The organism is Gibbsiella dentisursi (genome assembly GCF_039539505.1).
Classification (GTDB): domain Bacteria; phylum Pseudomonadota; class Gammaproteobacteria; order Enterobacterales; family Enterobacteriaceae; genus Gibbsiella; species Gibbsiella quercinecans.
This window is the reverse complement of record NZ_BAABDG010000010.1, coordinates 18,819-30,337: the sequence shown is the minus strand read 5'-3', so window position 1 is coordinate 30,337 and position 11,519 is coordinate 18,819. Positions and strand designations below refer to the sequence as shown.

At 53.8% G+C, this 11,519-nt stretch carries 10 protein-coding genes and 4 tRNA genes; 13 read left to right on the top strand and 1 reads right to left on the bottom strand.

Annotated elements, in window-relative coordinates; genetic code table 11:
* Nucleotides 1-37: 37 nt before the first annotated feature.
* Nucleotides 38-1,447 carry an MFS transporter gene (locus ABFX35_RS20510; protein WP_279024879.1) on the bottom strand — a complete coding sequence of 470 codons (1,410 nt, stop codon included), beginning with the start codon at nt 1,445-1,447 and terminating at the stop codon, nt 38-40.
* Between the two features lie 234 nt (nt 1,448-1,681).
* On the opposite strand from ABFX35_RS20510, the gene pncC reads away from it, so the two are divergent.
* The 13 genes from pncC to luxS all read left to right on the top strand — a co-directional run bounded on the left by pncC (nt 1,682) and on the right by luxS (nt 11,457).
* The gene (pncC, locus tag ABFX35_RS20505) at nt 1,682-2,170 is read left to right on the top strand and encodes a nicotinamide-nucleotide amidase (RefSeq protein ID WP_279024881.1); all 489 of its coding nucleotides are present in this window, start codon (nt 1,682-1,684) and stop codon (nt 2,168-2,170) included.
* Nucleotides 2,171-2,282: 112 nt separating this feature from the next.
* Nucleotides 2,283-3,347 (top strand): recombinase RecA, encoded by a 1,065-nt coding sequence (gene recA, locus ABFX35_RS20500; protein WP_279024883.1) that lies wholly within the window; start codon nt 2,283-2,285, stop codon nt 3,345-3,347.
* 58 nt (nt 3,348-3,405) lie between these two features.
* On the top strand, nt 3,406-3,903 hold the full coding sequence (recX, locus tag ABFX35_RS20495) for a recombination regulator RecX (RefSeq protein WP_279024887.1): 498 nt from the start codon (nt 3,406-3,408) through the stop codon (nt 3,901-3,903).
* 131 nt (nt 3,904-4,034) lie between these two features.
* Nucleotides 4,035-6,662 carry an alanine--tRNA ligase gene (alaS, locus tag ABFX35_RS20490; protein ID WP_346082688.1) on the top strand — a complete coding sequence of 876 codons (2,628 nt, stop codon included), beginning with the start codon at nt 4,035-4,037 and terminating at the stop codon, nt 6,660-6,662.
* Between the two features lie 253 nt (nt 6,663-6,915).
* On the top strand, nt 6,916-7,101 hold the full coding sequence (gene csrA / locus ABFX35_RS20485) for a carbon storage regulator CsrA (protein ID WP_004091602.1): 186 nt from the start codon (nt 6,916-6,918) through the stop codon (nt 7,099-7,101).
* A 307-nt stretch (nt 7,102-7,408) separates the two neighbouring features.
* Nucleotides 7,409-7,501, top strand: a tRNA-Ser gene (locus ABFX35_RS20480).
* 3 nt (nt 7,502-7,504) lie between these two features.
* Nucleotides 7,505-7,581: transfer RNA gene (locus ABFX35_RS20475), tRNA-Arg, on the top strand.
* Between the two features lie 60 nt (nt 7,582-7,641).
* Nucleotides 7,642-7,718 (top strand) — tRNA-Arg (locus ABFX35_RS20470).
* Nucleotides 7,719-7,777: 59 nt separating this feature from the next.
* A tRNA-Arg gene (locus tag ABFX35_RS20465) sits at nt 7,778-7,854 on the top strand.
* A gap of 280 nt (nt 7,855-8,134) precedes the next feature.
* Nucleotides 8,135-8,701 (top strand): fructose-1-phosphate/6-phosphogluconate phosphatase, encoded by a 567-nt coding sequence (gene yqaB / locus ABFX35_RS20460; protein WP_279026614.1) that lies wholly within the window; start codon nt 8,135-8,137, stop codon nt 8,699-8,701.
* Nucleotides 8,698-9,126, top strand: a complete 429-nt coding sequence (locus ABFX35_RS20455) for a YqaA family protein (RefSeq protein WP_346082672.1) — start codon at nt 8,698-8,700, stop codon at nt 9,124-9,126. The genes yqaB and ABFX35_RS20455 overlap by 4 nt, the downstream gene beginning before the upstream one ends.
* A gap of 81 nt (nt 9,127-9,207) precedes the next feature.
* Nucleotides 9,208-10,776 (top strand): glutamate--cysteine ligase, encoded by a 1,569-nt coding sequence (gene gshA / locus ABFX35_RS20450; protein ID WP_346082670.1) that lies wholly within the window; start codon nt 9,208-9,210, stop codon nt 10,774-10,776.
* A 165-nt stretch (nt 10,777-10,941) separates the two neighbouring features.
* Complete coding sequence (luxS, locus tag ABFX35_RS20445) at nt 10,942-11,457, top strand: S-ribosylhomocysteine lyase (protein ID WP_095845912.1); 516 nt, start codon at nt 10,942-10,944, stop codon at nt 11,455-11,457.
* Nucleotides 11,458-11,519 lie beyond the last annotated feature (62 nt).

Below are 11,519 nucleotides of genomic sequence, written 5' to 3'. Positions count from 1 at the left end.
AAGGCCGCGTACCTGGCGGCCTTAATGCACAAAGCGCCTACAGCATGGTGTAGGCTTTTTTCAGCCCGGTATCTTCATCAGGATCCGCCCCTTGTGGGGGCGCGTTCTCATCGTCTGCCGTTGCTTCTTCGGCCTGGCTCTGCGGGCTGGCGTTTCCCTCTGCTGGCGGCTCGGGCGCGGTTTCCGGCGGTGGCATGGTGTCCTGAATCATCTGTTCGTCAAACGCCGGGTTCAGAGCAGGTGACAGCGGGGAACTGACCAGACTATCCGGCATGGGAACATGGGGCAATGGCGCATCCTGGACAAACTGCTCCTCGTCTTTTTTCACGGAACGGTTGAAGGCCACAATCATGACGCCGCAAAGCGCAAAGAAGGCGTAAAGAATGTTGCCGCCCAGCGGCTGAATCAGCAGGCCTACGATTAACGGGCCGATGCTGGCGCCCACGCCAAATGCCATCAGCAGACAAGCGGCCAGCGAGACGCGGCGCTCGGGTTCGATCATATCGTTGGCCAGCGCGACGGCCAGAGGATAAAGGGTGAATTGCAGCATACTGACGACAAACCCCAACGCCAACAGTAGCGGGAAATGGATCTGGGGAAGTACGGCCAGGGGCAGGGCGGCAAGCACCAGCAGGATAGCGTTCACACGCATCAATAGCTGGCGGTTATAGCGATCGGAAAGCCAACTGAGCGGAAATTGCACTACCAGCCCGGCGAAAACCGCAATCGCCATGAACAACCCGGTTTGCTGCGTGCTCAACGCCTGTTGGCTGGTGTATACCGGCGCCAGGCCATAGAATGCGCCAATCAGCATGCCAATAACCAGCGTGGTGGCCAGCACCTTTGGAATCGCCTGGGTAAAGTAGCGCAGCTCCATCGGAGCCGGCGACATATGGCGCGCGTTGGTGCGGGTTGTCAGTGCGATTGGCACCAGGCACAGGGCAAAGCACAGTGCGATCACCAATAGCGTACTCATGCCAAGGCCGCTTTGGACCATCAAAACCACCTGGCCTAACGTCATTCCCAGATACGTCGCCGCCATATAGACGCCAAAGACCATGCCGCGCTGGCTGGATTCGGCCTGATCGTTAAGCCAGCTTTCCAGCACCATGAACTGGCACATCATGCACAAGCCGATAATTAGGCGCAGCATGACCCAAACGGGTATATATTCAGTCAGCCCGTGGCCGATCACTGCTGCCGTAATGATACCGGCACAGGCGACATAGGCGCGGATATGGCCGACTCGGGCGATCAGGAAATGGCCCACTTTGCCACCGATAACTAACCCGATATAGTTGGCGGCAATGATAGCCCCGATCAGGCCGCCGCTGACATGAATCGCGTTCAAACGCAGTGAGATATAGGTGGTTAGCAGGCCAGACCCTAGCAGCAGCAAGAGGGTAGTGGTGTATAGCGGAAGGAAAATGCCCAGCGTTTTTTTCACTCTATCATCCTAATTGTTTTCCTGGCCGGTGTTTGGGCGGCCCCTACCATCATGTGCCTCTATAAGAGAATCGGCCCGGAAAAACGGGATACGTTTGATACTAGCAGCTTGTCCTGCGGCATCAAACCGCATTACTCTGCGCAACGGCACGCATCTCCTGCGTAGTGCAATCGCGGGTAGGCCTTGATAAATGCTACTATCGGGCACATATAGTCGTTTCTCTAAGGAGGGATCATGAGTGGGAACACGCTGCATGAACTTAGCGTGGCCATTGGGGCCAGTCTAAAAGCACATGGCCAGTGGATCACCTGTGCGGAGTCCTGTACCGGCGGCGGCATCGCCAAGGCGATCACTGATATCGCCGGCAGCTCGGCCTATTTTGACCGCGGGTTTGTGACCTATAGCAACGCGGCGAAACATGATTTACTGGGCGTGGCGTCAGCAACGCTGGAAGCACACGGTGCCGTGAGTGAAGAGGTGGTGCGCGAGATGGCGCAGGGCGCGCTGCATGCGGCCAATGCCGACCTGGCGCTTGCCGTCAGCGGTATCGCCGGGCCTGATGGCGGCAGCGTGGAGAAGCCGGTTGGCACTGTCTGGTTCGGCTTTGCCGGGCGTTCGGGCAAGGTGCTGGCCCGCAAGGTGCGTTTTGATGGCGATCGTAATGCGGTGCGCGAACAGGCTATCGCCTATTCTTTGCAAACGGCGCTTGATGAATTTTTATAAAATTAGGCTTGATACTGTATGCTCATACAGTATAATCAGCGGCATTACCTGCACAACAATTATTCCGTAGCAGTGTGGGCGACCACCGGCATTGCGCAACGAAGGAGCAAAAATGGCTATTGATGAGAACAAGCAAAAAGCGTTAGCAGCAGCCCTGGGCCAGATTGAAAAACAATTTGGCAAAGGCTCCATCATGCGCTTGGGTGAAGACCGTTCCATGGACGTGGAAACGATCTCTACCGGTTCACTTTCACTTGATATCGCGTTGGGTGCCGGTGGCTTGCCGATGGGGCGTATTGTAGAAATTTACGGGCCGGAATCTTCAGGTAAAACCACGCTGACGCTGCAGGTTATTGCCGCCGCGCAGCGTGAAGGGAAAACCTGTGCGTTTATCGATGCTGAGCACGCGCTGGATCCTATTTACGCCAAGAAGCTGGGTGTGGATATCGATAACCTGCTGTGTTCTCAGCCAGATACCGGCGAGCAAGCGTTGGAAATCTGTGATGCGTTAACCCGCTCCGGCGCCGTTGACGTCATCATCGTCGACTCGGTTGCGGCGCTGACGCCGAAAGCGGAAATTGAAGGCGAAATCGGCGATTCGCACATGGGGTTGGCGGCGCGTATGATGAGCCAGGCCATGCGTAAGCTGGCTGGTAACCTGAAAAACGCCAATACCTTGCTGATCTTTATTAACCAGATCCGTATGAAAATCGGCGTGATGTTCGGTAACCCGGAAACGACGACCGGGGGTAACGCGCTGAAGTTCTACGCTTCTGTTCGCCTGGATATTCGCCGTATCGGCGCGATCAAGGAAGGCGATGAAGTTGTCGGTAGTGAAACCCGCGTCAAAGTGGTCAAAAACAAAATCGCAGCGCCATTTAAGCAGGCTGAATTCCAGATCCTGTATGGCGAAGGGATCAACAGCCGCGGTGAACTGATCGATTTGGGCGTTAAGCACAAGATGATCGAGAAAGCCGGCGCCTGGTATAGCTACAATGGGGAAAAAATCGGGCAGGGCAAGGCAAATGCCTGCAACTTCCTGAAAGAAAACCCGGCTATTGCCGCCGAGCTGGACAAAAAGCTGCGCGATCTGTTGCTGCATAACAGCAATGAGCCGGCATCCGCTACCAGCGAAGGGTTTGACGATAGCGAAGCTGAAACCAGTGAAGAGTTTTAATCTTTGCTGATGTACATGCATGCAGTCAGGCATGCATGTGAAAATACAGGCTAAAATGATGAATGAACTGCTAAGCCGCGCCATGCGCTTACTGTCTCAACGCGATCATAGTGAAGCTGAACTGCGCCGCAAACTTGCGGCGCAGCCGTTTGTACCGCAAGCCCGATCGGGTTCAAAACACGGCCAGCAGAGCCCCGATGACCCCATCTCTCCTGAATTAATCGATCAGGTTATCTCCTATTGTTATCAGCACAACTGGCTGGACGATCAGCGCTTTGCCCAAAGCTATATTGGCAGCCGTAGCCGTAAGGGGTATGGCGCGCAACGTATCAGTGCTGAACTGTTGCGCAAAGGCGTCGATAAAGAGATCGTGCGTACCGCGCTGGCAGAGTGTACGATCGACTGGTGTGTCTTGGCGCAACAGATCGCCCAGCGCAAATTTGGTGAACAGTTGCCAACCGAGTGGAAAGATAAAGCCAAAGTACAGCGCTATCTGCTTTATCGTGGCTTCTTCCGTGAAGAAATCCAGTCTATTTATTGCGATTTTGCGCAATGAACGCACACGGGGTTTTACTTCCCTCTGAAGAAAATTTATCTTATCCCCACTTTTTGTTCGTGAGCCAGATGCCATCATAGGATGTCGAGTTTCTTGCTCACGTGTCGTTATTCTGCCTTTCCGGGAAAAATATGAGCAAGAGCACCGCTGAGATCCGTCAAGCGTTTCTCGATTTCTTCCAGAGTAAAGGTCACCAGATTGTAGCGAGCAGCTCCCTGGTGCCTAACAATGATCCGACGTTGCTGTTTACCAATGCCGGGATGAACCAATTCAAAGACGTTTTTCTGGGGCTGGACAAACGTGCCTATTCCCGTGCGACAACGTCGCAACGCTGCGTGCGCGCAGGCGGCAAGCATAACGATTTGGAAAACGTTGGTTATACCGCCCGCCACCATACCTTCTTCGAGATGCTGGGCAACTTCAGCTTTGGCGATTATTTCAAGCACGATGCGATTATCTTCGCATGGGAACTGCTGACCAGCCCGAGCTGGTTTAATCTGCCGAAAGAAAAGCTGTGGGTCACGGTGTATGAAACCGATGATGAAGCGTACAACATCTGGCGTGATGAGGTGGGCGTGCCGGTGGAACGTATCATTCGCATCGGCGACAACAAGGGCGCGCCGTATGCCTCCGATAACTTCTGGCAAATGGGTGATACCGGCCCATGTGGCCCATGCTCCGAGATTTTCTACGATCACGGCGACCATATCTGGGGTGGCCCTCCGGGTAGCCCGGAAGAGGACGGCGATCGCTATATTGAGATCTGGAACCTCGTTTTCATGCAGTTCAACCGTCAGGCCGATGGCACCATGCAACCGCTGCCGAAGCCTTCCGTTGATACCGGCATGGGGCTGGAGCGTATCTCCGCCGTACTGCAGCATGTGAACTCCAACTACGAAATCGATCTGTTCCGCACCCTGATCAAAGCGGTTGCGGAAGTGACGGGTGCGACAGACCTGGACAATAAATCACTGCGCGTGATTGCTGACCATATTCGCTCCTGCGCCTTCCTGGTTTCCGACGGTGTGATCCCATCGAATGAAAACCGTGGCTATGTGCTGCGCCGCATCATTCGCCGTGCGATCCGCCATGGCAATATGCTGGGTGCGAAAGAGACCTTCTTCTATAAGCTGGTTGCGCCGCTGATCGCCGTGATGGGGCCAGCCGCTGACGAGCTTAAGCGCCAGCAGGCGACGGTTGAGCAGGTGTTGAAAACGGAAGAAGAGCAGTTTGCCCGCACGCTGGAACGCGGCCTGGCGCTGTTGGATGACGAGCTGGCCAAACTGCAGGGGGATACCCTGGATGGCGAAACCGCGTTCCGTCTCTACGATACTTACGGCTTCCCGCTGGATCTGACGGCAGATGTTTGCCGTGAACGTGGGCTGAAGGTTGATGAAGCCGGCTTTGAAGCCGCGATGGAAGCACAGCGCTCCCGTGCGCGTGAGTCCAGCGGCTTTGGCGCTGACTACAACAACGTGATCCGTGTGGATAGCGCCAGCCAGTTCTGCGGTTACGGCCATAACGAACAACCGGCCAAAGTGACTGCCTTATTCCGTAACGGCCAACCGGTGGATGAAATTCACGCGGGTGAAGAGGCCGTTGTGGTGCTGGATAAAACGCCATTCTATGGCGAGTCTGGCGGGCAGGTTGGCGATAAAGGCGTGCTGAAAGCCGCAGCCGGTGATTTTGTGGTTAATGATAGCCAAAAATACGGGCAGGCCATCGGCCACCAGGGCCAGTTGGCGCAAGGGGCGTTGAAGGTTGGCGAAGCCGTTGATGCGGTGATTGATGTCGCTCGCCGTAACCGTATTCGCCTGAACCACTCGGCGACGCACTTGCTGCATGCCGCGCTGCGCCAGATCCTGGGTGAGCACGTTGCGCAGAAAGGCTCGTTGGTGAATGACAAATACCTGCGTTTCGACTTTTCGCACTTTGAAGCGATGAAGCCGGAACAGATCCGCGCGGTTGAAGATCTGGTCAATCAGCAGGTGCGCCGTAACCTCCCGGTGCAGACTGAAATCATGGCGCTGGACAAGGCGAAAGAAAAAGGCGCCATGGCGTTGTTTGGCGAGAAGTATGACGAGAATGTTCGTGTGCTGACCATGGGCGATTTCTCCACCGAACTGTGCGGTGGCACCCACGCCGGGCGTACGGGCGATATCGGTCTGTTCCGCATCATGAGCGAATCCGGTACTGCAGCTGGTATTCGCCGTATTGAAGCGGTGACTGGCGAGGGCGCTATCGCTTCGCTGCATCAGCAAAGTGATCTGCTCCACAACGTTGCCCAGTTGGTGAAAGGCGACAGCAACACGCTGGCTGATAAAGTGCGCGGCGTGCTGGAACGTACCCGCTTGCTGGAAAAAGAACTGCAGCAGTTGAAAGATCAGGCCGCAGCGCAGGAAAGCGCATCGTTGTCGAGCAAGGCCAAGCTGGTTAATGGCGTTAAGCTCCTGGTGAGCGAGTTAAACAACGTTGAGCCGAAAATGCTGCGGACGATGGTTGACGATCTGAAAAATCAGTTGGGATCGGCGATTATCGTGCTGGCTACGGTTGCGGATGATAAGGTCAGCCTGATTGCCGGCGTGACCAAAGATCTGACCGACCGGGTTAAAGCCGGCGAGCTGATTGGCAATGTCGCACAGCAGGTTGGCGGCAAAGGCGGGGGCCGCCCGGATATGGCGCAGGCAGGCGGGAGCGATGTTAATGCGTTGCCTGCGGCGCTGGGCAGCGTAGAGGCTTGGGTTGCTTCAAAACTGTGAAATATAAATAAATAGTACAAGGAAATGCTATAAACAGTTGTTGTTTATGGCATTTCATTACTGTGCTGCTACATTGTTGTTACACTTACGGGAACAAAGTTTTTCAAGTCGGCTAGACTTACCATTAGCTGCGGTGATATCAAGCTCATTAACATCCATTGTTAATGTCATGGCTTACGTTTTCACCATATATGATGGATAATGGCCGGGAAACTGAGAGACCCGACTCTTTTAATATACCAAGGAGCAAAGAATGCTAATTCTGACTCGTCGAGTTGGTGAAACCCTCATGATTGGCGATGAGGTAACGGTCACAGTGCTAGGAGTAAAGGGCAATCAGGTACGTATTGGCGTGAATGCTCCCAAAGAGGTGTCTGTTCACCGCGAAGAAATCTATCAGCGTATCCAGGCCGAAAAGTCTCAGCAGACGACTTACTGATTTCTGAACAGCGTCTCGTTGTTTAAGCGAGGCGCTGTCCACGACTTTTGCCTGTTGGGGCATCCCCTTGCCGTTACTCCCTGCTTTCTGTTATTGCCGTTCATCTTTTTTCCCCGTTCATCCGCCGTTGCCTGTTGATAATATTCCCATTTTGCCGTGAAAGTGCCCATGTTGCGTGGGAATTGTGCAAACGGCAGTGAGTTGGGAAAAATTGTTTGACTTATAAGGCGGGGAAAGTAATATGTGCGCCACGCAGTGCCGATGAGCTTTAACAAAAGTTTTTATCGCACACTCGAAAGAGGCGTTTGGTGAGGTGGCCGAGAGGCTGAAGGCGCTCCCCTGCTAAGGGAGTATGCGGTCAAAAGCTGCATCCGGGGTTCGAATCCCCGCCTCACCGCCATTTGCATCCATAGCTCAGCTGGATAGAGTACTCGGCTACGAACCGAGCGGTCGGAGGTTCGAATCCTCCTGGATGCACCATATTTTGCAGTATGGTGGGGTAGTAACAACGTACCATACGGTATCAAAAAGAAGTTCTGTGCATCCATAGCTCAGCTGGATAGAGTACTCGGCTACGAACCGAGCGGTCGGAGGTTCGAATCCTCCTGGATGCACCATATTTTGCAGTATGGTGGGTAGCAACAACGTGCCATACGGTATCAAAAAGAAATTCTGTGCATCCATAGCTCAGCTGGATAGAGTACTCGGCTACGAACCGAGCGGTCGGAGGTTCGAATCCTCCTGGATGCACCATATTTAACCTCACGTATCGCGAAGAACAATCCGCATTCGTGTGGTAAACAAGACGTGTTTTAGGGAAGATGGCGTTGTTTCAGCAACGGCCCACAGGGCAAGGCGTTAGCACCAAGTCATCCTCCTGAATACGCCCTATCAGAAAAACCCGCTTCGGCGGGTTTTTTGCTTTTTCACCACCATGCTAACCGCTTGGCACTTCCCCCTCCGCACATGCAGCGACAATTTCTCCGCTTTACGCTAAAGTAGATGACTTTCATTTAATACGCATGGGGCGACAATGTACGATCATTTCCAGGGTCTGATCTTTGACATGGACGGGACGATTTTGGATACCGAGCCTACGCACCGCCAGGCATGGCACGATGTTTTGGCACGGTACGGCATGGTATTTGATGAAAAAAAAGTCATCCCGTTAAATGGTTCGCCGACCTGGCGGATTGCGCAGGCGTTGATTGAAAGCCAGGGCGCGGATCTTGACCCTCATGCGCTGGCGAAAGAGAAAACGCAGGTTGTCGAAGCCATGCTGTTGGACACGGTTCGCCCGTTGCCGTTAATTGACGTGGTAAAGGCTTATCATGGCCGCCGGCCAATGGCCGTAGGCACAGGCAGTGAACATCGTATGGCCGAGATGTTGCTGCGCCATTTGGGGCTATTGCCATATTTCAATGCTATTGTGGGCGCCGACGACGTTACGCGTCATAAGCCAGAGCCAGATACCTTTCTACGCTGTGCGGGGCTGATTGGCGTACCGCCTGAAAAATGCGTTGTGTTTGAAGATGCCGATTTCGGTATTCAGGCTGCGCAACGCGCCGGTATGGCAGTGGTGGACGTTCGGGCGCTGTGAGTAGTACGCTAGCTCTCGTATCATTGTTCGGCAGCAGTTTCCTAAGTGCGACCCTGTTACCGGGAAACTCGGAAATTGTATTAGTCGCCTTGCTGGCAAACGGCGTTACGCAACCCGAGTGGTTGGTATTGGCCGCTACCCTGGGGAATACGCTTGGTGGGCTGACAAACGTCATTATTGGGCGTCTGTTGCCCGCGTTGAAGGCCCAGCCGGGGCTGGGAATAGCACAGTATTGGCTGCAACGCCTTGGGCCAGTTGCGCTATTGCTCAGTTGGATGCCGGTCGTCGGCGATGTATTGTGCGTGTTGGCAGGCTGGCTGCGGATGCCATGGGGCCCTGTCGCGCTGTTTCTGTGCATTGGAAAAGCGTTGCGTTATATCGTCCTGGCGGTGATAACGTTGCAGGGAATTGCCTGGTGGCATTAACGAAATGAATATAACTCAATATTCTCTCGGGTGCAGATTCAGTATGCTTACGAGTTATTCTTTTATCAGCGGGAGGTCGATTTGATCCCGGACGTATCACAAGCGCTTTCTTGGTTGGAAAGCCATCCCCATGCTTTAAAAGGGATCCAGCGTGGCATTGAGCGGGAAACACTGCGGGTCACCGCAGACGGTACGCTCGCCACGACTGGGCATCCAGAGAAACTGGGTGCGGCATTAACGCATCAATGGATTACCACAGACTTCGCCGAGGCGCTGTTAGAGTTCATTACGCCGGTTGATGACAATATCGAACACATGCTGACGTTCCTGCGCGATATCCACCGCCACGTGGCGCGGAATCTGGGCGAAGAGCGCATGTGGCCACTGAGCATGCCGTGCTTCATCAGCGCCGAGCAGGATATTGAACTGGCCCAGTATGGCTCTTCAAATATTGGCCGGATGAAAACGCTGTATCGCGAAGGGTTGAAGAACCGTTATGGCGCACTGATGCAGGTCATTTCCGGCGTGCATTACAACTTCTCATTGCCGCTGGCTTTCTGGCAGGCGTGGGCAGGGGTAAAAGATGAAGAAAGCGGCAAAGAACAGATCTCCGCAGGCTATTTCCGCCTGATCCGCAATTATTACCGGTTTGGCTGGGTGATCCCCTATCTGTTTGGCGCTTCGCCGGCGATTTGCTCCTCGTTCCTGCAAGGGCGTGAAACTGCGCTGCCGTTCGAACGAACCGACAGCGGAGCGCTTTACTTGCCGTATGCAACGTCACTGCGGCTGAGTGATTTGGGCTACACCAACAAATCGCAAAGTAACCTGGGTATTACGTTTAACGATCTGCATACCTACGTCGCCGGGTTAAAGAAAGCGATCGTCACGCCTTCTGAAGAGTTCGCCAAATTAGGCGTGAAAAGCCAGGGCGACGATCGTTATTTGCAGCTCAATAGCAATGTGCTGCAGATTGAAAACGAACTGTATGCGCCGATCCGCCCTAAACGCGTCACAAAAAGCGGTGAAACGCCGTCGGATGCTTTGCTGCGCGGCGGTATTGAGTACATTGAAGTCCGCTCACTGGATATCAACCCCTTCTCGCCAATAGGCGTTGATGCGGTGCAGGCGCGTTTCCTCGATCTGTTCTTGGTATGGTGTGCGTTGGCGGATGCGCCGGAAATGAGCAGCGATGAGTTGCTATGTACGCGCACAAACTGGAACCGGGTCATACTGGAAGGGCGCAAACCGGGCCAGACCATCGGTTTTGGTTGCGGAGATACCACCAAACCATTGGACCAGGTAGGGAAAGCGTTGTTTGCCGACTTACGCCGCGTTGCTGAAGTGTTGGATAATGACGCCGGGGATCGGCAGTATCAGCAGGCCTGTGATGCGCTGGTAGCCGCGTTTGACGATCCTGATTTAACCTATTCCGCACGTATCCTGAAGGTTATGCAGGAAAAAGGCGCCGGGCGGGTGGGCCTGGAACTGGCAAGTCAGTACCGAGATATGCTGATTGAAGAACCGCTGGAAATCCTGACGGAAGCGGATTTTAATGCCGAACAGGTGGCTTCATGGCAGCGCCAGCGCAACAAAGAAGCCAGCGATACGCTAAGCTTTGAACAGTTCCTGCAGGTTAACGGCGGGGGCTGAAAAGAAAAAGGCCACATCACTGTGGCCAAATATACATCTCTGATGACAGGGATGATGATAACAAATGCGCGTCTTTCACATATTCAGACTCGCAGGCTTGGAAAAGGTTTCCCTGGTAGCTAAAAAAATTCTTAAACAGATACGATTGTACGAGGAGGCGACGAAATGCCACTGCTGGATAGCTTTACCGTAGACCATACTCGCATGGCAGCTCCGGCTGTTCGCGTTGCGAAGACCATGAAGACGCCTCATGGCGATACCATCACCGTGTTCGATTTGCGTTTTTGTATCCCTAACAAGGAAGTGATGCCAGAGCGTGGCATCCATACGCTGGAGCACCTGTTTGCCGGCTTTATGCGTGATCATCTAAATGGCCAGGGCGTTGAAATTATCGATATTTCACCGATGGGCTGCCGTACCGGCTTTTATATGAGCCTGATTGGCGTGCCGGATGAGCAACGTGTTGCTAAGGCCTGGAAGGCGGCGATGGCGGACGTGCTGAAAGTCACTGACCAGCGCAAAATTCCAGAGTTGAATGAGTATCAGTGTGGTACTTACCACATGCACTCCCTGAAAGAGGCGCAGGAAATCGCTCAGCACATTCTGGATCATGACGTGGTGATTAACCACAATGACGAACTGGCATTGCCGAAAGAGACGCTGAAAGAACTGCACATTTAATCCTGTGCGTTTTGTGCCTTAAATAAAAAAAAGACGCGGTTGCTCGCGTCTTTTTTCTTTCT

What these genes read in the sequence shown, in the direction of transcription:
- recX (WP_279024887.1), top strand. Translation starts at nt 3,406, where the DNA reads ATGAATGAACTGCTAAGCCGCGCCATGCGCTTACTGTCTCAACGCGAT.
- luxS (WP_095845912.1), top strand. Translation starts at nt 10,942, where the DNA reads ATGCCACTGCTGGATAGCTTTACCGTAGACCATACTCGCATGGCAGCT.
- pncC (WP_279024881.1), top strand. Translation starts at nt 1,682, where the DNA reads ATGAGTGGGAACACGCTGCATGAACTTAGCGTGGCCATTGGGGCCAGT.
- alaS (WP_346082688.1), top strand. Translation starts at nt 4,035, where the DNA reads ATGAGCAAGAGCACCGCTGAGATCCGTCAAGCGTTTCTCGATTTCTTC.
- recA (WP_279024883.1), top strand. Translation starts at nt 2,283, where the DNA reads ATGGCTATTGATGAGAACAAGCAAAAAGCGTTAGCAGCAGCCCTGGGC.
- yqaB (WP_279026614.1), top strand. Translation starts at nt 8,135, where the DNA reads ATGTACGATCATTTCCAGGGTCTGATCTTTGACATGGACGGGACGATT.
- csrA (WP_004091602.1), top strand. Translation starts at nt 6,916, where the DNA reads ATGCTAATTCTGACTCGTCGAGTTGGTGAAACCCTCATGATTGGCGAT.